Source organism: Pirellulales bacterium, from assembly GCA_033762255.1.
Lineage (GTDB): Bacteria > Planctomycetota > Planctomycetia > Pirellulales > JALHPA01 > JANRLT01.
Genome location: JANRLT010000029.1, coordinates 139167 through 159469, shown reverse-complemented (window position 1 = coordinate 159469; position 20303 = coordinate 139167). Strand labels below are relative to the sequence as shown.

Annotated in this window: 15 protein-coding genes; 7 read left to right on the top strand and 8 right to left on the bottom strand. The window is 53.7% G+C overall.

Features of this window, described 5'->3' with window-relative positions:
* Window positions 1-137: 137 nt before the first annotated feature.
* The 3 genes from SFX18_09000 to SFX18_08990 all read right to left on the bottom strand — a co-directional run bounded on the left by SFX18_09000 (window position 138) and on the right by SFX18_08990 (window position 3981).
* Window positions 138-956 carry an AAA family ATPase gene (locus SFX18_09000; GenBank protein MDX1963277.1) on the bottom strand — a complete coding sequence of 273 codons (819 nt, stop codon included), beginning with the start codon at window positions 954-956 and terminating at the stop codon, window positions 138-140.
* Between the two features lie 59 nt (window positions 957-1015).
* Window positions 1016-2344, bottom strand: coding sequence for a hypothetical protein (locus SFX18_08995; GenBank protein ID MDX1963276.1), 1329 nt, complete (start codon window positions 2342-2344; stop codon window positions 1016-1018).
* A 143-nt stretch (window positions 2345-2487) separates the two neighbouring features.
* Complete coding sequence (locus SFX18_08990) at window positions 2488-3981, bottom strand: hypothetical protein (GenBank protein MDX1963275.1); 1494 nt, start codon at window positions 3979-3981, stop codon at window positions 2488-2490.
* A gap of 42 nt (window positions 3982-4023) precedes the next feature.
* Between SFX18_08990 and SFX18_08985 the strand changes: the two genes are divergently transcribed.
* From SFX18_08985 to glsA, 4 genes are all read left to right on the top strand, one after another.
* A complete protein-coding gene (locus SFX18_08985) occupies window positions 4024-4146 on the top strand; it encodes a hypothetical protein (GenBank protein MDX1963274.1) in 123 nt (40 codons plus the stop codon).
* A 216-nt stretch (window positions 4147-4362) separates the two neighbouring features.
* Window positions 4363-4851 carry an FHA domain-containing protein gene (locus SFX18_08980; GenBank protein MDX1963273.1) on the top strand — a complete coding sequence of 163 codons (489 nt, stop codon included), beginning with the start codon at window positions 4363-4365 and terminating at the stop codon, window positions 4849-4851.
* A gap of 67 nt (window positions 4852-4918) precedes the next feature.
* Window positions 4919-5689 carry a MinD/ParA family protein gene (locus tag SFX18_08975; GenBank protein MDX1963272.1) on the top strand — a complete coding sequence of 257 codons (771 nt, stop codon included), beginning with the start codon at window positions 4919-4921 and terminating at the stop codon, window positions 5687-5689.
* 56 nt (window positions 5690-5745) lie between these two features.
* Window positions 5746-6768: a glutaminase A gene (gene glsA, locus SFX18_08970; protein ID MDX1963271.1), complete on the top strand. Its 1023-nt coding sequence runs from the start codon at window positions 5746-5748 to the stop codon at window positions 6766-6768.
* Between the two features lie 211 nt (window positions 6769-6979).
* On the opposite strand, the gene SFX18_08965 is transcribed toward glsA, so the two are convergent.
* Window positions 6980-7795 carry a 3'-5' exonuclease gene (locus SFX18_08965; GenBank protein MDX1963270.1) on the bottom strand — a complete coding sequence of 272 codons (816 nt, stop codon included), beginning with the start codon at window positions 7793-7795 and terminating at the stop codon, window positions 6980-6982.
* Window positions 7796-8202: 407 nt separating this feature from the next.
* Here SFX18_08965 and SFX18_08960 point away from each other — a divergent pair, with 407 nt between their 5' ends.
* Window positions 8203-8370, top strand: a complete 168-nt coding sequence (locus tag SFX18_08960) for a DUF6693 family protein (protein ID MDX1963269.1) — start codon at window positions 8203-8205, stop codon at window positions 8368-8370.
* A 775-nt stretch (window positions 8371-9145) separates the two neighbouring features.
* Window positions 9146-9727: a DUF2721 domain-containing protein gene (locus tag SFX18_08955; GenBank protein MDX1963268.1), complete on the top strand. Its 582-nt coding sequence runs from the start codon at window positions 9146-9148 to the stop codon at window positions 9725-9727.
* A gap of 69 nt (window positions 9728-9796) precedes the next feature.
* Here the strand turns inward: SFX18_08955 and SFX18_08950 are convergent, their stop codons facing one another.
* Entirely contained in the window at window positions 9797-10168 is a 372-nt protein-coding gene (locus SFX18_08950) for a group 1 truncated hemoglobin (GenBank protein ID MDX1963267.1), read from the bottom strand.
* A 989-nt stretch (window positions 10169-11157) separates the two neighbouring features.
* Complete coding sequence (locus SFX18_08945; protein ID MDX1963266.1) at window positions 11158-13770, bottom strand: discoidin domain-containing protein; 2613 nt, start codon at window positions 13768-13770, stop codon at window positions 11158-11160.
* Between the two features lie 1029 nt (window positions 13771-14799).
* On the opposite strand from SFX18_08945, the gene SFX18_08940 reads away from it, so the two are divergent.
* Window positions 14800-15015, top strand: coding sequence for a hypothetical protein (locus SFX18_08940; GenBank protein ID MDX1963265.1), 216 nt, complete (start codon window positions 14800-14802; stop codon window positions 15013-15015).
* 180 nt (window positions 15016-15195) lie between these two features.
* On the opposite strand, the gene SFX18_08935 is transcribed toward SFX18_08940, so the two are convergent.
* On the bottom strand, window positions 15196-15348 hold the full coding sequence (locus SFX18_08935) for a hypothetical protein (protein ID MDX1963264.1): 153 nt from the start codon (window positions 15346-15348) through the stop codon (window positions 15196-15198).
* A 30-nt stretch (window positions 15349-15378) separates the two neighbouring features.
* On the bottom strand, window positions 15379-18609 hold the full coding sequence (locus tag SFX18_08930) for a hypothetical protein (protein MDX1963263.1): 3231 nt from the start codon (window positions 18607-18609) through the stop codon (window positions 15379-15381).
* Window positions 18610-20303 lie beyond the last annotated feature (1694 nt).

The following is a 20303-nucleotide window of genomic DNA, read 5'->3' as shown; positions in this document are numbered from 1 at the left end:
TGGCGATGCTTTAGCCCAAAAATCGAACCAAAAACCAGCATCCAAAAACCAGAGAGGCGAGTAAAACTCGCCACGACGGAGAGCGGCGAGTAGAACTCGCCACGACGGTGAATCGGGAGTGAGGCGGATCAGACTGTTTAAGCCGCCAGGGGGAGTAGTTCCGCTTGGACATTGTCCAGCAATTCGGGCGTGATCTGGTCATGGCTTTCCGCATAGCCAATCAGCAGCGCCAAGTCGCAGAGCCGATTGATCCGGCGGGGAATGCCGCCACTCAATTGCCACAGTATCGGCCAGGCCGCGCGGGTAAAAATTTGCCGCGGACATCCCGCCGCTTGCAGTCGTTGGCCAACGTATTGCTCCGTCTCTGATTGCGTCAAGGCCCGCAACTGACAACGCACCGAAACGCGACTGTTCAATGTCGCATTGCGGGATATCGTTCGTAGCAGTTGTCCCTCACCCACAAATAACAGCGCCACGGGATAACCGCTGGCGCCGGGAAGCAGATTTAATAACAGCGGCAGCATGTCCAGCAGCTCGGCGTCATGCAGCAGTTGGGCTTCATCAAAAATCAACAGTGGACGTTGCCGCAAAGCGGCATAGCGCCCAACGGCATCCTCGATCCGGCGCAAACTAGCGCGGGGGCCGGGCGTCTGTAAAAACCGCGTCCCGCTCAATTCCTCCGCCAGATACGCTAATAAGTCGGCGGCGGGCAGCAGGGGAAAGCTCACTTGTGCGACCGGCTGGTTATCCGCCTCTAAATGCGCTTTGAGTAGCTCGATTAACAGGCTTTTGCCAACGCCCGGGGGACCGACCAACGCCGTCCCTCCCGCCCCTTGTTGGATGGCATAACGCAGTTTGAGCAACGCTCCCTGGTGGGATTCGGCGGGAAAATACAGGTCCAACCCGTTCCGTTCGGCAAAGGGCTGGCACGTGAGTTCCCAATAATTTTCATACATAAGCATCCCTGACCGCAAAAAATCGCCCCGCCGTCGTTTGACTCTATCCGCCGCTGAACTTAACCACTGGCCGCGGTGGTCAGACGCGCTTCGGCGCGGTTTTCCAAGATGCCCAATAGCGGCAAATGCAAGGCATGCATCCTCCGCTGCCAGCGGGCCAGTTCGGGCAGGCTGGTTTGGCTGACATCCCGCACCACGATCCAACGGTCAATCGGACCATCGGCCACTTCCAGGCCCGCCAACAATTGATCGCGCGCGCCCGTTCCCACTTCTCCCGGGATTTGTTCCTGTGGTAATCCAACCGGCGCGGTATCGACCAGGATCACATCAAATTCCCGCCGCAATTGGTTAAACCACGTTTGACACAGCGACGCCTGGGCGGGCCACTGTTCCGGCGGCAACACCCCCTTTAGCAACAACGCGCTCAAGCGATCTTGCAATGATTCAATCAACAATTCCGCCAGGGGGCGGGGACTTTCGATCAGGCTTTCCCAGCCGGCGTCCAGCGCCACGCCTAGCTGCTCGGCCAGGCGGGGTTTGTCGGTGTCAAAATCGACCACGCATGTGCGCAGTCCTTGCAGGGCGGCGCTGCGTGCCAGGCACTGAGTCATGGTGGTGCGACCCTCGCCCCGCTGCACGCTAGTCAGGGCAAAGACCTGCTTTCCCCGGGCGGACTCGGTGGCCAGTTCGCGGACCACCTGGGCAAGGCCAGCGCTTTGGTCGCGACATAAGTTTTCGATAACGGGAAGCCAGGCAAATTGTTCGACCTCGTACGCGGCGCGAAACGGAGTTTCGACCGTGGTTTGGGGGGGAATGTGGCTTTCCACCAGCGACGGCCGGTTACCCGCGGTGATGCGTCCCGCGATCGGCTCAAAATCCGCCGGAGGGCTGGGCTGGGGCAGGGGACGCGCCGTGGGTTCGGCTTCCACCGGGGGAGTTGCGCGGGGCAACGCGCCAGCAATCAAGGTCGGGGGGGTGGCTTCCTCCACAATCAGCGGCGTCCCCTCGCCGCGGGGGGAGATACCTTGAGCTTCACCGCCAATTTGGTGTGAGTCATGGCGATGCCAATGCCGTTCCACCGGAGGCGCGGGTTTTGCCGTCGCGGGTAAGGAACGCCGTGTATCCCCGGACGCGGCGGGAAGCGAGATTTGCCGGGCCGAGATGGGCGTGACTGTGGCACTGGTTGTCGCCGGGACAGTTCCGGGCGAAAACTTGGCATGGGGACGGGGAAGGGATTGCTGTTTTGCGGAGGTGCCGGGCAATTGGCTGGAGCTTGCGGAGACCGCCGCAGATGTTCCCGCGTTCGGGGATACCTGCGCTGCGAAAACAGGTTCATAGCTTTGCGGGCCTTGACTTGTCACTTCGATCACACCGGCGTACTGTTGCATAAAACGCGCTGTGGGCTGAAGGATAGGATCAGCGGCCGGGGTTTGCGCCGCCTCGGCTGCCAAAGTTTCCTGAGGCGCGGACGTAAGCCGTCCCGATCCGGTGGAAAACGCTTTAATAAACGCTTGGTCCAATTGGCTCATGATTATCGACGGATCGGTAGGGCGTTGATGGTTCCATCCAACCGGGGTTCGCCCGCGGACAGATTTTGTCCCGAAGCGGAATAAATCGGCGCGGGGCCTGTTGAAACTGGTTCTAACGGCGGTTGGAATGGAGGGAATTGACTGGTTGCCGGAGGAAATGGCAGCGGCCCCCCCGTCACATTGTTGACGCCAGGGGGCGTGATTGGCCGGGAGGCAAAATCCGCAGGGAGACTACCAGAGGGTTGATACGGTGGAACAATCATTTGACCCTGGCCAATGGTCGCTGGAACTTGTGCCGTGTTATTGGCCGCCATGCCGTTTGCCGGGGTAGCTGGTTGAAAATGAGGATTCACAACCATGTTGGCTTGCGGCGAAATTGCCATCAGCGGCTGAGTGGCTTCTACGGGGGAATTCATTGCTGGGGAATTGATTGCCGGAAAATTCACAGGGGCTGAATTGGCCGCAGGGGAAACATTTGCCACGTCGCCGCTTGTTTCTGAAGACGACGGAACGGAAGATGGCTCGACCTGGGCGGTGCGAAATCGATCGGGTACTTTAGCCTCAAAGTGTGGCACCTGATCCAGGGCAGGGATGGCCGCGTCCGCTGGGGGCGTCGTTGCGGGAATAGGGTTAACACCGGAGTTCGTCCCGGTTGCGCCTGGGGGTATTAACGCCGGTCCTGGTGAAGGTGTGGCAGGGGTGTTAACCGCGGAATCTTTGGCTAAAGGAAGCGAATGCGCGGGAAACAGACCAGCGGTGGGGGGGCTGGTTTCCGTTTGAGGAACAAAACAAGAATTGAGCCGCGCGGCTGTGCGGGGGACTTGCGCCGCGGGAGCTTGCGGCTTGACCGCTGTATTGACCGGTTCGGCGGGTAACACCGTTCCCCCCCCTGTTCGAGGTTGAAACCGATACTTGAGAGCCAAGCTGGTTAGCCCCAGGCACAATACCATGGCACAAGTTGTCCATAGCCAGCGCGAGGCCAATACGCGCCGGGGCCAATATTTTCCCGTGAATGGCGTGGGATCCACAGAGGGCGAAGGCTGTTCACTAGGGTCGACGTGCGCGCTCGTTTCCGCGGTAATCGCTGCGGCGGTCAAGGGACCTAATAGCTTGGCCAACCGGACCGCACCGTTTGAAGAGTCGGGTTGATCCGTGGCGGCGACCATGGGAAGCTGGTCGTGGAGGATGTCGGTCGAAGAGGAGGACATGGTAACGGCAAGCGCGGGAAAATCTTCCCGGTTGGACCGCGCGGTGACTTCCTGGTTATTTTTTAGGGGAAGGATTTCCGCTGATGGGTCAAAAATCTGTCGCAGGACACAAGGGATCGTGGCCAAGACAGGAGGAAAGGTCTCCTCCGGCAATAGCCCCGTGAATTCATCCAGCGCTGTGGCGGAGGGGACTGGAGCGGGACTCTTTCCGGCATCCAACACAAGCCCGGGCTGGGGCGTGGCGGAACCGCGCAGTTTGGGTCGAATTCGGGGTCGCAAGGCTGCCATATCAGGCAATCTCCCGGGGGCCAGTCCGCGCCAGAACCAGTTTTGCTAGCGGCACGATTGCAGGCGGATAAGTCGCGCAAGAATCATGACGGGATTTTGCACTTGCGCATTAATATCGAACGCCCAACTAGCGATCTTGAGGAAGAAATGGACTTTTTGGATTAGGTAAATTCTGGCAGCGGAGAATGCCCAGAGTTTTACTAGTTAATGCTATCAGCACAATAAATAAGCAATAAATGCCTGCGTTGCTAGCAAGAAATAGATGTTTTTCGGGTCAAATTACGCAAATAACCTACTCTTCCAGGTCTCGGCATGGAATATGCGTTTATAGTGAAGTTCTTTTGTGTGGCTTATTCTTGCCAAACTTAGGCGGAGCTTGGCGTGCTAAATATTCAGTTACAACTCTTGGATTCGGACCAAACGCGTCCCTTGCAAACTTGGCAGTTTACCGATCGCGAATCCATCACCCTTGGTCGGGCCGAGGATAACGACGTGGTGATTGCCGATCCGTATGTCTCGCGGGCCCACGCGCATCTCACGCATGATTCGCTGGGTTGGCGGGTGTCATCGATCAGTCGGCAACGGTTGATGATCAAGGGTGTTGCCGTGGATGAATATGATTTGCATGACGGGGTGGTTTTTCGGCTGGGCCCGCATGGCTGTTCGTTGCGATTCATGACTTGCGATTCCGCGGAGAATAATCATAGCACGATCACCTTTGATCCGGTGGTGGTGCCGGCGTTGCAGTTGGACGCCGCGCAAGTCTCGCGGGAAGTGGAACAAATCGCACAGGGTGACTACTTTTTGCAATTAAAGCAAGCGGCCAACGCCTTGCGGGGCAAGCGGATCATGGAAGACACCTGGAGCTAGTTAATTCCAACGCCGGTGGTTTGTTTATGGTTTTTGATGTTGGGTGTCATTTCTTGAAGGATATATTGTGTCAGTAGTTGTGGCTATTCATTCTTTTCGCGGCGGCACCGGCAAATCCAACACCACGGCTAATCTGGCGGCCCTGATCGCGCAGACCGGCAAACGCGTGGGGATCATCGACACCGATATTCAATCGCCGGGAATTCATGTCATCTTTGGCTTATCCGCGGATAAAATACGCTTTGCGCTCAACGACTTTTTGTGGGGCAAATGCCGCATCCAGGAAGCGGCCTACGACGTGACGGCCGTGGCGGTCCCGCCCGGTGCCGAACTTTCCCCCCGGGCCAAGATTTACCTCATCCCCTCTAGTGTGCGCTCGGGCGAAATCGCCCGCGTGTTGCGCGAAGGGTACGACGTGGGCAAGCTCAACGACGGCATCCAGCAACTGGTGACGGAACTGGAATTGGATTATTTGTTCATCGACACGCATCCGGGCGTCAACGAGGAAACGCTGCTATCCATCGCCATCAGCGACAAATTCTTGCTGATCATGCGGCCGGACAATCAGGATTTTCAGGGGACGGCCGTCACCGTGGAACTAGCCCATCGGCTGGAAGTGCGGGAAATCCTGCTGATCATCAACAAAGTCCCGCAGGGACTGGACCGCGATGCCCTCAAAACGCAAATCGAGTCCACCTACCGCGCTCCGGTCATCGGGATGCTGCCGCTCAATACGGAGATGGCCAGTCTGGCCAGTAGCGGCATCTTTACCACGGTTTATCCCAACCATCCCTTTTCCCTCGAATTGCGGCGCATCGCCGCGCGCCTGGCGGAGTAATCCTTTCGCCGCGGTTTTATCGTTGATTTTTTCGGATAGCCGGGAGGTCCCCCCCATTGTCCACAGACGTCAATTATCTGGATTCGCTGGTTTCCAAAATGAAATCGGCGGCCGCTCCCTTTCGCGAGACCCTGGCCCGGCTGCACGCCAAATATCAGCCCGTTAGCACCGGCAAGGTGGCGGACTATATTCCCGAATTGGCCAAGGCCCAACCCGAATGGTTTGGCGTGAGTGTCGTCAGTTGCGACGGCCAATGCGTGGAGACCGGCGATTGCCAACAACTGTTTAGCCTGCAGTCCGTCTCCAAGCCGTTTATGTTCGGCCTGGCACTGCAGGATCATGGGCGTGAACACGTCCTGTCCAAGGTCAACGTCGAACCCACCGGCGAAGCTTTTAACTCCATCGTCCTGGACGAGGCCACCAACCGCCCGTTTAATCCCCTGGTGAATGCCGGCGCCATTGCCACCGCCGATTTAATCGAGGGGGTCGATTATTCCGAACGGATCTCGCGCATGCTGGCCATGTTCGGCCGGTACTTTGGCCGCCAAGTTTATGTGGACAACTCCATTTTTATGTCCGAACGGACCACCGGACATCGCAACCGCGCCATCGCCCATCTCATGCTCAACTTTGGGATGATTCGCGACCGGGTGGAGGAAACGTTGGAACTGTACTTTCAGCAATGTTCCCTGCTGGTCACCTGCCATGATCTGGCCGTCATGGGGGCCACCTTGGCCAATGGGGGCGTTAACCCCGTCACCGGCGAGCGTGCCCTCCCCGCCGAATATGTCAAGGATGTCCTCAGTATCATGCTCTCGTGCGGCATGTATGATTACGCGGGGGAATGGGCGTTTCGCGTGGGCCTTCCCGCCAAAAGCGGCGTAGGGGGCGGGATTGTGGCGGTCGTCCCGGGCAAATTTGGGATTGGCGTATTTTCGCCACCGCTTGACGAAAAAGGGAATAGCGTCCGCGGCGTCCAGGTCTGCCGGGAACTGAGCGAACGCTTTGGCCTGCACGCGTTTGAAGCGGGCTTTAGCGGGCCTACCCTGGCTGATGAATTCCGTCCCCGACGGCCCTAGCGCGTAAAATGTAGGGTATGGACAACCAGCCAAAGGGGTATCAATTTTTGTGGTGGATTGCCAGCGCTGTCCCACCAGATAAGGTTTTCCCATGCTGGGACAAAACCCATAAGTGTTAAGCAAGGCCGATAAGTGTTATACAATTTTAAAGTAAGAATTTGACGGCTGGTCCCAACCTACTTTTAACCAAGATCAATTAAACACTGCTCCGCTACTTCGCCCAAGGATTCGGCCAATCTCCCCAATTTTGTAAATAGCGCCGATACGCTGGCTGCGCCTCTTGACGCTCTTCCAGCCACGCCTGGGCGTCCTGGACCAATCGCTGCTCCTGGGTCAGGCTAATTTCCCCCACTAGCACCCGTGTCCGCAAGAACACAAAATACGTATCCAGCACGTCGCAACGGCAATATCCGGCTATCTCGGCCAATTTGCCCGCTTGATAAAGATCCTGCACCATATCTCCCTGTACGTCCATTTTTCCCGGCTTGCCCAGGATATTGGCCGCCAGGTTCAGGCCGCCGTTAAATTTAGCGCTGCCGTAGTTTGTCAGGACTTCTTGCAAATCCAAATGCGCCTGGTTGTTATAGCGATTGCGCGGCTGTTCAAAACTTTTCACTCCGCCAAACCAGATAGGCAGTGAAATGCCATAACGAAACGCCGCCAGTTCTAACAGCGGCACGTCAAAGCCCCGCCCATTAAACGTGACCAGCGTGGGTTGTTTGTATTTTTCCCAGCCGCGCCAAAAATGCTCGGTTTGGACATGGGGGCGGTAGTGGGGTTCGTCCAGCACGACCAAATCGCACAAGGAGAAATCGGCGTAGATTTTGGCAATGGCGATACACAGGGGGATTTGAAAGGTGTGGGGAATAAAATCGCTGTCAAATTTGGCCAGCAGTTCCGCGCGGTACTTTTGGATCGCTTCGGAAGGAGAAAGTTTTTCGCCGGGATAGCGCAGGCGGCTGACCAGCGCGCCGTCGGCGACACTTTCGACATCAAACGCCAGATACCGAATCGCGGGAGCGGCCATGGAGAATTTTTAATTAAATGGTTGTATTTTGGTGTTATTGCGGCCATCCACCCTACGCTGGTATTTTAGCGTTTTTGCCGGCCTGCGGCAAAAGAGAAGCGATAGTCCGGGGCAAGTTTTGGGCAAGATTTTGCGTGTACTGGCGAAAAGAGAAAGAGTTATCCGCGGAGCGAGTGGCGGTGGTTGAACCTAAATCAAAGTTTGAAGTATGACTGATGAATTCAGAATGCCCGCACAGAATTCGTCAATCAAGCGAGGTGATTTGGAATAGTCGAACTTTTGCGGACCTCCATTCGGGGGTTGTACGACCTCCGCCGTAGTTACCACGGAATACCATTAATTAACCAAATATCAGTAACCAAAAACCAATCCCCAAACTCCATTTCTCCATCCTCCCCTGGTCTCCCATGAACAAGCGTTACCGTTTTGTCTGTACGATTAATATTTGGAGCATCGTGGCGCAAACGTTAATCTGGTTTGTGCTTAGCGTGTTGACTGTTGGTCTGGCGTTGCCATTTTTTGGCTATTATTTTGTGCGAATAATTATTAACCACACCGAAATGCATGAGATTTAACGTGTCTCCCCGGAGCGGCGACGTCGGGTCGCCCTGCCGTAGCGACGACATTTTGTCGCCGGTTGGCTTTCGCCGCCTCGTTTCGCCGCCAACTCCCCCTCATTATTCGGCTTTTCTCGTCCCCGATGTATTCGTGGCGGCTGAAATGGCTTATCTTCAGGTAAATCAAACATTAACTGATTGCTCTCATTTTGGAAATAATTTTATTTTATTCTTACACCTTCCCCAGTGAGGCAAATGCAAAGGGGGGCTGTCCGGTCTCCCTCCTTGTGCGCTTGCCGTCACTAGTATACGCGGGCCTCCCTGCGATAGCTGCGCGCTGCCTAAGCAACATTGCACCTCTTTGCCACAATAATAGGAGTCTTATGGTGCCTATTCAGCATTTTTACAGATATTCCAGGTTTGGTATGGCAATTGCAGTTTACATAGTTTAGAAATTTTCGCGGCTAGGCTGTTCGCGGGTGCACCGGGGTGGTTGGCGGCGGTAGCAGCGGGTGTTAGCGGCTTATGCTAAAGTTCCGTCCCTCTGTCGGCGATAACGAACGTACGCCCGGGATCAATGGTGCTGATTTTACCGGTTGGGCAGTGCTATTTGGCTGCTTGGCTATTGAGCCGACAAAAGAGGCGATTGCGAATGCTGGGTGAACATGGCCACGGGATGCCGGTTTTAAGAGTGGGGTTTGCGGTTTTCAATTTGTCACTGGGAGACCCCCGCGCTCCTTTTTCAACCGCAAATATTGCGAATTTGCTAATTTTATTTTTGCGGTAAATTTTTATGCAAGCCGCTGAAACAATCCGGGAGCTAGCGATTCCGGTGGTCATGATTTCGGCCAATGGGTTGATCTGTTTGGCGCTTTATAATCGCTTAGCCGCCATTACCACCCGACTGCGGCTGTTTTTTCGAGAGCGTTTTGATCTGGATGTCCGTTTAGTCACGGTGCAATCCACCAGCGACCCGCAACATCCCGAACTGGCGATCCGCCTGCGCCAGCGATTGGATACCGTGGATCAACAATGCCAATTGGTCCTTCGCCGGGCCAAGCTGGTGCGAAATTCGCTAATCATGCTGCTGTTATCCGTCGTGGGCATGCTGGTCATTACGCTGTTACTAGGGTTATCGCACGAATTGCCTTGGGTGACATCGTTGATTTTATCAACTTTTGTTGTCAGTGTTATATTGATGATCGTGGGCGTAACGCTGGCCATCTGCGAACTGACTATTTCCATCGAACCGGTCGAGGCGGAAAGCTTGACCATAAAGCCCGCGTCCTCGGTGCCTTCGGGTAGCCACTTGCGCCGATATGGCGGTTCTAAAAGTAAAATTGAGTACGAGAAGCCGGAATTTGCTGAATCATAGCGAAATTTCTGCGAAGACAAGATTTTCCACGGCCTGGTGTTTCCCGGCGGAAAACCAGTGCGGGGGAGTTTAATACGCTTCCCCCGTGATATCGTTTTTATAGGCGGCGATGCGGTGAATCACGTCGCGTATATCCTCCTCCGACACGCCGTTTTCTTCCAGTGTTGTTAATAAATGCTGGGCAAACATGCCAAAATGTTCCGAATTGATCCCCCGGTTGGCATGGGCGTGGCTCAGTGATAGCCCGCTGTAGGTTATCGGACCATCAAAGGCGGCTCCAAAAAACTCCCGCTGCATGCGAATGAGCTTTTCCACCGAGACATTTGCAAAAAATGGCATCAAATACGGGTCGGCCAGCACACGCCCATAGAATTTTACAATCAACTTTTTAATTCCCGCATCGCCCCCCAGGCGCTCGTACAGGGTTCCATCGATAGGCATAATGATTCGTGTCTTTCCTGGGCCAAGAATATTGAAATCAGAAATCGATTGGGAGGGGCAATCGACAGGCCATGCGGTGTGTGCATATATTTTACTTGAGTTAGCTTAAGTTGCAATCAGGCGCGATATTTTTAGTACGGCGCGGGATAAACGAGATTGGGGGGTTCGACGTTCTTTCAGCAGAAGAAAATGTTGTGCGGGTGTATGGAAAAATACGCCGAGACAAAGTAACCAGTTATCTTTAAGGAATATTCATATACATCATCAACATTAAGTGCATTTATATGTGCTGTTCGCGATCATCACACAACTTATTTATTGCGGCAGCCGATACCCCACGAGGGGTAGTAACACTAGTGCCAAACGCGGGAAAAAATACTGGTTCTGCACGCCGTGGCACTGCCACGCGCACTACTGGCCTTGAAGCACCATTAGCGAGAACTGGGAACGATGATCCAGAACTCTTGAAATTGATCCAGGCTTGGCCCGGGTTGTCGGCTAAAGTTCGCGGCGAAGTTATGGCCTTGGTACGCCACGAGGAGGGCTAGCGGATTGCATGATTCAGTTCGATAGTCACTTAGCTAGCCCAAGTCTGACAGGGTTCTACTTGATTTTCTGAAAGAATGAAGGTCTGGACAATGGAGTATAACCCGATGTCAACGCCGTGGTGCGTCAATTATTCCCTTTTGGCCAGGAGCACCCGATTATCTTGTACCTGGGAATCGATCAACACCGCAAGCATTTAACCATTTGCATCCGCCACGAGGAGGGCGACCCGATCCTAATGGTTACAAATTCTTCATGGGTCGGCAGTGAGTATCGGCGTTCCCACCTCGCCGGTTTGACGATTTGTCAGACTCGATTGCGTCTTTTTAGCGCACACTCATTTTGGCACAGGGCGCCGCTCGGACGCGAAGTGCTACACCTTCATAGTCTTCACCGCTTTGTCAGAAACATTTTGTCACCACCCTCCCCGATGTTGCGACGAATCAATCATTCCATACCATCACTTCCGAAACACCGCTGCGTGAATTGCCGCGATGCGTGAAGACGATGCGGGCTTTCGAAGATTTCACTGGATCAAAACGAGCTTGGTTCCATTCGCTACCAACTGGTTGCTCGGGAGAGTTCTGGGCGTTAGCTACATCACGCCATTCGGTGCCGGTCCAGTGCTGGATAAGATACGAGGTTGGAGGCTGAACGCCGCCGCGGTCGTCGTAGATGGCTAGCTCCACTCGACGGAATTCGACCACACGGCCGAAGTCGATCTCCAACCAATCGGTCTCCGACTTCGATTCAAAGCTGGTCCAGCGATTCATCGGCGAGGGCAGGAACACCGTCTTGCCGTCGATGGCGCTGGAAGGCTTGCCTCCGAAGCGATCCGAGAATGAGGCCGATGCTTTGGGTAAACCGTCGGGTTTCGGGTTGTAGGCCAGATTGCCGGTTGGCGGCGGCGGTGGCTCCAGCGGCAACGAAACGTCGCCCCAAGCTTCGATCTCGGAGAGACCGGACTTTCCGTCCGGACGATGATGCAGAGTGACTCGCAGCTTAGCAACTTTGATCGGATTGAACTTCACGACGTTGGCGCGGTGCCCTTGCGGTTTGTCGAGCACATCGCTTTGCGGCTTGATCGGACGCCACTCGTTGTCGATCCAGGCTTCCAACTCGATCCGCTGCGGAGCACGCACGACCACATCCTTCTCGCCGCTGTCGTCGAGGGGATAGAGCTTCACGGTGTGAATAGTCCGCTTGACTCCGAAGTCGATGACGACCCAATCGCTTTCGTTGGGCGAGCCTTCGCACGTCCAGCGATTGGGCGGATGCGGGATGTACCAGAAGTTGCCGTCGTGCAGCTTGCTAATCGACGTTTTGGGCGAAGAGTACGACGAGGTCAGTCGCGGATAGTACGTGCCGTCGTTGTTAACGGCAAAGTTCGTCGCCGTCAGATGCAGGTCATGAACTGAGGTTGTTCGCGGATTTGAGGCACCAAGCTTGATCGCGATACGCTCGAGACTTGCCGAGGACGCGGCCTGCTGGCGGTCAACGATCACATGCATTCCTGCGCCTAGTTTGTATCGCTCGCCGGTCTTATCCCACACGACGCTGACGCGATGACCGCGATACGGCACATCGTCGAGGGCAAAGTAATCCCAATCGGCCGGCGCGAGCGGATTCACTTCGAGCGTCTCATCGTCGCGCGGAACCAGCCCGACCAATCCCGTGATAACCAGATCGCAGAATCCCGAATGGAAATAATGCTCCGAGTGATTGTAGCCGTCGTGTCCTTCGAACGAACCGGTATCGGGATGCAGAGCCTCGGCGAGATACGGCTTGCCGTTCTTGCGGTGCGAGCGCGCATAGATTTGCAACAGTTTGAGGTAATCGGCTTTCGTCGCGGCGGCACTCCGTGACGTCAAATCCGAGTCACGGCGTAACTCGGCTACGTCTTGTTGCAAAACATTTCCCAATGCCTTCAGCGTCTGTGTCGTTGCATACGGCCACGACTGGCCGCTCCACCAGCAGCACGACTTCTGGAGCAGAAAGAGCGGATCATTTCTTTCGACCGTCGAGGGTCCGAAGTCCGAGAAGAATCCGTCGCGGTCCATCAGTTTCGCCCAGGCGGCTTCATAACCCTTGTCCCGTTTGAGCATATTGAACTGCCACGGCACATAGCCGATCAACTCGCGTCCGTGCGAGTCACCGGAGAATTGGCCGCTTTCGTAAGTTTTCGTCAGCGCCTTGATCTTGTACCCGTCTCGTTCCTCGTCGTTCTTATAGACCGGAAAGAAGAATTGCCGCTTGTCGTCCCACAGTAGTTTCAACATCGTGGTCTTGAGCGACTCGGCCTTCTTATCGAAGCGCTCGGCCACGTCGTACTTACCTGCCAGCCTCGCGAGTTTTGCAATCGCTACCGCATCCGCCCACATGTAAGCGTTAAACGACGGCCGATAACTAGGAGCTCCGCGGAGGATGTCCTTGGTCTGGCGGCTGTTGATGTTGAATTCCATGCCGTCGTCATGGCCGGTCTGCCAGAAGAGGCCAACTTCAGGGACGAAATGCCGCTGCTCCCAGCCTTCGTAGTTTCGGACGAGATCCGGCAGCAGGTCGACTACGAACGCATCGTTGCGATGCACCTGATTCACGGCCCATGCGGAATCCGCCAGCCACGTCGAATAGTTTCGCGGCTGAGCCCCCGGCGTACGGAACCAGTACTTCAAATAGTCGCGAGCGATCCGCGGCTGCCGCAGCCACCGAGCTTCATAAAGCTGATGTCCCGCCGGACAACTGATCGCTCCGTAAGCCCCCGACCAAAACGGCCGGTCGATGAACTCAGTGAACGAGTAGCCACTGTTTGGCGACCCATATGTCAGATGCTTCGTCAGTAGTTCCCATCGGTAATAATATGTCGTCGTAATGTCCGCATCTGGGCATTCGAAGAAAGGAATGTGCTCGACATACCAATCCCAATCGCGGTTATCCCAAAAGGTCTGGTTGTCAAGTTGTTTCTGCTTGTCGAGAACTTGAGCCGCGGCAGAACCGCAAGCTGCAATCATCACCACAACCATGAGCATCGAAAAAGCAGGCGAGAGAATCAATCGCATGGGATAAGTTCTCCTCGGTAAGCACCGGAACAATTGCAGGCTGCACGTACCACATGATTCAGGATTTAGACCGCAAACGGTGCGGTCCAGGTGTGTGGCGTAAAGGAGCCAGTTTACCGTACGATTACGGATGCCGACTACCTGGAACAGAGTGGACTGAACAAGCAAAAGTCTGGCTCCGTTTTTGGCTTACTTTCTGGCTCACCTCTAGTATCCAATGTAATCCACACGAAACAAGAGACACAAAAAAAATGTGTGGGCATTGAAAACTATCGGAGTTTATGCATACGTACATGTACCACTTCAGGGGGTAAACGAAGAAATTCTAATTCTCTTTTGTGGTAAGCATTTATGTCAAATAGCCCATGCATTAGGTGCATTTTCTGACGAAATTAAAGCTGAGCTGGCTGATTTGGTATCGCTCTGGTCTAAGCTCGCTTTCAAAACCCGAGAGCAGGTTAAATATCTAGTGTTGGAGGCATTGACTGTACAGCCTAGCGGAAGTGAATTTCAGAAGTTATTGCACGGTGACAAATGACAGTACTCCACAAAACGCGGTAGTTATGGGGGTTGTGTCATTTCAACCCCTGGCACCCAGGCTGGAAGCTGGGACCGTTAAATAACGTATGTGAAGGTGAATTCAAACTCGCTAGGCGGCAATGCTGGGGAGGCGGGGAGGTGGTAGGGGGAGACTCCCCGCGCCCTTGAATAATCTATTCCATTCCATCCGCCAATTTTTTACGCCGAAAAAGTCCCGGGGAATTTATGGCATTGTAGGGGAATTGGCTTGGTGCCGAATTCGTTGCGTAATGACCAGCAAGGGAAGCGGGTAACTGAAAGATGATCAGGGAACGGTGTAACCCAAGCTAACGGTAGGGATTAGCAGCAGCACTCCCCCCCGGGCAAGAAGAGAACGGCGCGACCGCCAAGAAAACCGCTGGGGCGACAACATGGCGATTTTTTATTTTTGCTTACAGGTATTTGGCGATAAGCATTTCTGAAAGGCCATTTTTTTACCCCGGACCCCCGGTGAAAAATAACGCGGAGAGTCACACTAGCAACTGGCGGGAGATGGGAAAAAGAGTGTTAAACTGGGAAAGCTGGTTTGTAGTGGGGGGAAATATTTGCAGGCACCCTTTTGTCATTGCCAGTGATACTTTTGCCAGTGATACTTTTGCCAGTGCTGCTTTTACCAATGTTGCATTTGCTAGAGTTATAGTCGCCTGGCGGCGTGACGAACGCTGATGGCAACAGGCGCGACGCTCTTCATGGCGAAGAATAGCTGCGTACCCCGCACGTGCCTAACGGGGAAATCTGTGCTTCGGCGCTCGTGTGCGGCGGAATGGTTACAAATTCTTCATGGGTCGGTAGCGAGTAACGGCGTTCCCACCTCGTCAGACTTACGCTTTGCCAGCTACGATTTCGTCATTTTTGGGTTGCACTATTTTTTACACAAGGCGCAACAGAATCGAGCCGCATTGCTACCGTCGCGCTTGGTCCACCACAAACGAGCTGCTGCCCACATTCTAAAAAAGCCAAAACAATCGCTGCAATCAATACACATTGATAATGTCGCATCAGCTACTCCTTATAAGGTCTGGCGTGTGGTTAAATGCTGATAAACTTCAAGTTTGGCGTGCCGATCTTGGTCAGTTTGTTCTTGCCACTACCGCCGTCCAGCGTTCCGCGATTCTTGACGTACAGATAGTCGTCGATGGTGACTTCATCATCGCCGGAGCCGAGCACTGCAAAGAAATCCTCAAAGGCGTTATTGCCAATGCGGATTTTGTCCGTCTCGCTGCCGCCATCCAGAACCAGCTTTTTGGCAATGTTGCCGCCGGAACTGCCGTCGATATGCCGACCCAAGAAGCCGCTGTCATAGCCGTGGCCAGTGACAATGGTCAAGTGATGCCCGACCACATTGGCGGCAAAGAGAAAGAAGTCATGATCCGCGCCAGTGTCGATCAGCACGCTCTTGGCAAAGTTGTTGGTGTCGATGGCGATGGTGTCAGTGCCGGAACCGCCAAAGAAGACCGCCTCTCCCTGGAAGCTGCTGATAAAGATATTGATAAAGTCGTTTCCCTTAACGCCGTCAAACGTGACTTCCCGCTGGGCCGTGTGATAGCCAAAGTTGATCGTGTCGTTTCCGCTATCAGTTACGGCGCTGATCGCCCCGGAACTGGACCAATAGGTGGTGATCATGTCATCGCCATCGCCCAGGTTAAAGTCCCAAATGGCGTCGCCAAACGTGCGAATAAAGTCCGCGCAGTCCGCCCCTTTGCCGCCGTCAAAATGGATCGTTTTGCTTAGCCCGACCGACCCGGCCAAAATTGCGGTGTTGACCCCGGCCATGGTGGTAATGTCGGGAAATTGGCCGGAACCGACCTGCAGTTGATCGTTATCGTTGCCGCCAAAGTACAAGACTTCTTCCAGGTCGATTTTATTAAAGTGCAAGAAGTCGTCGCCGTCATGAAATTTGGCAATGACCCCGGTCACGCCGGTAAAGAACAAGGGATTGGCGTTTCCGTTGTTCAGCTTAGTCCCTAGGCCCACCACGCTTACCGTCCCGTTTGGTCCCCGCGAAAGGGAAATCCCGTTGTGCGCGTTATCGCCCGTCAGGTACAGCAGTCCATGCTTTTGTTCAATGTCCACATTCCCGCCAAAGTTAAAGCACTCAAAATTCTTAAACTCAATCGGTTTGCGGTTCTTAAATGTCCACTTGCCGCTGTTGTCGTCGATTCCCGTGTAGCTAAACTTTTGGCCAATCACGCCGGTAAAGTCCACCACCAGGCAGTCCATGCCGGTCAGATCGCCAAATTTAGGATCGTGGGCGTTAAGTTTGTACGTGGTATCGACGGAGGGGATCGCGCTGACAAAGTTGGGAGCGTCGTTAGTGTCGAGCGACAGGGTTTCGGTCGTGCCGTCGTAGTTGATGCCAGCAAAGAGCGTTCGCGGGGGCGTGGCGAATTCCGGCTTGGTCAAGATCGCCGGGGGGAGGTCAATTACGGTATTCGCCGTGACCAGAAAATTCGACCGGACGAGGTTGCCCGCGGGATCGCGATTGGCAAAGTCGTTGATGTAGAGCTGGTCGTCGCCATCGCCCCCGGAAATGGTAAGCGGCTGTTTGATCCGGTCCAGATTGCCGTCGTTATTGGCTAGCGTGGAGCCGACATTGAAGAGGTCGGCGCCAGTGTTGCCGTTGGCAAAGAGTGGGTTGCCCGTGACTTTGAGAATGTCGAATTGATCGACGTCCGATCCGCCATTGAGGATTTCAAACTGGCTGTAAGATAGGATTGTGCCACTGTTGTTGTCTTCGTAGTCGCCGCCGATGCCGTGGTGCGTCCAAGTGCTATTGGTGTTTAAACCGGTCAATCGGTCATTGGTTGCGGATGCGCTGCCGATGATGCCATCGATGTTATTAAACAAGCCGGCAATTGTTGTGTTAGGCAGAGTGAAGCCGTTAAAACCGTCAATCGCACCCAGCGCGAGCAAGGTGACATCCTGGCTTGCGAGTTGGCTAAAGTTGACGGCGTCCGCCCCACCCTGCCCATCAATGGATCCGCTGACACTGCCAGCGGGGGTAAAGATAAATTGATCGCCCGCTTTGACGTTCCAATTGCTGTTGCCAAATGTGGTCCAGGGGAGTGTGTTAAACCCGCCGGTTTCAAAGTTATCGGAAATGTCATGGGGCACGGCGGGGAAAATGACGTTATCTATCCAGGCGGTGTCGTCGCCAAAACTATCGGTTGCATCTTTACTGTACGTCCAACGGAATGTATGCGTGCCCGCCGAGACGGGAAACGTGACATTCGACAGTGGCACATTCCCCGACCAAGCGGCTTGCTGCACCCCGTTGATAAAGAAACGGAGGAAATCAAAGTTGAATTCCGAGGAGACAACTCGATCAAAGGAAACATTTCCGTCCCCGACGGTTTGCGTGATTTCCAGGGTGGAGGATTCGTTATTATTGATAGTTCCGGCTTTGGCACCGAGGACGGAATTCACCACTTGATTTTGGAAGCCACCGTCGAGGTTACCGATGGAGGTAAAGAAAACCCGATTATCGATGTTCCCTTGATCAGAACCATCAATCGTCCAGTTATTATGGAGATTGTTGCCGATGAGTTTATCGGTCATTCCCTTGCCATCAATAGTCGCGATTCCCGTCCAGCCGTTAAGATTGAACGTGTTATCCGCCGCGCCGCCAATTAACACCGCACCTGTGATCTTTATCAAGCTCATCATCATCCCATCCGTGGTACTCAGATTGGAATTCGTCAAAATGAAGTCCGCATTTTTTTCCGCAATGACAGTATCGACTTCCGTGGTCCCATTGCCATCGAGAGAACCCATTCCAGTCCACTCGCTCACGCCGAAGGAATTAGGACTCGCTCCACCTTTAAGGTTGGCATTTTCAATAGAGGACAATGCCAGAATCATTCCGTCGGTCGAGGTTAATTGAGTATTGGTTAGCGTGAAGCTGAGGTCTTTTTCGGCAATAATGGTGTCCTTTTCTGGTCCCGCGCCATGAATTTCACCGCGACCCGTCCAGCCACTAACGGTGAACGAGTTCTGGCTAGAGCCGCCGGTAAGGCTGGCGTAATCGATATTTGCGAGATTCAGCATCATCCCATCGCTCGCTGACAACATGTTATCCGCCAGCGTGAAATTCCGGTTTTTTGATGCAATAATCGTGTCAATTTCCGAACCTCCGCCATTAATCATCCCCATGCCCGTCCAACCGCTGACGGTGAACGAGTTCTGGCTAGAGCCGCCGGTCAGTAATGCATTTTCGACATCGGAGAGTGTGATACTAGTTCGACCAGAAATTTGCAACAAAGCATCTGTAAGTGTAAAGTTTGCGTTCTGAGAGACTACAATACTATCCTTTGCAGATCCGAAAAGTCCATCAAATGTTAGGCCACCAGGAAGTGCCGCAGGGTCGCCACCCGAATAATCAATAGTGAGTCGATCCGCATCTAAAGAACCGTCTATGACAAGTGAAGTTATATCTGTAAATAAGTCACTAAAATAAAGTGTTTCAGCGCCCAACGCACCAACCAAGATCTCTAAATTCAACCCATTCCGCCGAACTATTATAGAGTCTTCGATGCCATCATTACAGCCTGGTTGTAATAACATGTCCAGGAGAAGCGCGTAGGGTGTTGTATTTATTATACCATTAATAAAGGGCACAAAGCTGCTCACTCGTGCCCATCCACCGTCTGTTCCAAATTCCGCGTCTGGAAAGTTGAATGATGCGATTCCAGCAATTTGAGTACCTATAAATGCGGGACCTCCAGAATCACCTTGCCCTAAATTACCTTCACCGGCTATGGAATTAAATGTTGCCCTTAGAATACCGTTTGGCTGAGTCGAATTGAAAACATTATTTGCTTGCCGCTTTGTGGCGGGCTCGTTGGCCTGTACCATAGTATTCACTGTCACAGTTCCCACAAAACCAGGTAAAGGGGTTGCAGTTAACTGATTCACCGCAACTGCCGCAAAACCACCATTGGCAATGGCGGCGCCACGAAATTCCACCTCAAAGCTTCCATTATTGGGATTTCCAGCAGAGTTGACTTGTACAACCCGCACATTTCCCAAGCCACCCGGAAGTGACGCGATAGCTGTTTGAAGTGCAGCTGCTGTAGTGTTGAAGTTAACATTTACAGTACCGCCATTTAGTCCGAGTTGAAATTGACCAGCAGTGGCATTGATTGTAATACGTTGCATTTCCGTGTTGTTGTTATTTCTGCCACTTGTACCTGTGCCAGAAAGTCCATATCCCACAAAAGTAAATGCTGAGGTAGCATCCACTGCGGCATTTGTGAACAGATCGTACCCAAGTCGATTCGGCCCATTTCCAAGTGGAGCCAATGAAGGTAGATGTATAATAGCGACATCGAACCCATTATTTACATTTCCGTTCCAATTCGGATGTGCGAATACAGTAGGTGCTGCCGCGGTGTGTGCGATAGTGAATGTTTTACTTCCACTAGGAAGATCAAACGTTACTGTGTAGGTGCGTACATCGACAATACCATCCCCAATGTCAGCTATACCATCACCGTCAATATCGACTGTAGGGCTATCCACACAGTGGGCAGCAGTCAATATATGTCTTCCATCGCTAAGTAAACTGGCGGTACATCCATTTATATTTACCACTCCATCGAAAATTCCACCCGTACCTATTGCAGGTGGTACATCAAATGCCCCCAGCACTGGCGTGATCCGCTCCTCCAACCTCTCCGCAAACATCCTTCCGCCGCGGGACAGACGCGCGCGGCTCCGCGAATTGCATGCAGTCCTACTGCTTGTACTCCCAGCCCCACTCCCCCCCAAACCCAACATGTTGCTCAATTCAAAACGTTGGGCCAGTTGACGGACACGGCGATGGAGCGAGTGGAGCATGGGTGTGTCTCTTTTGTTGGATGGCCGCGAAACTGCCGCCAGTCGTGGAACTGAGGAGGGAAAATCAACTCGGATGAGAACGATTTGGCGTCGGTGCTGAAAAGCTACACGCAATA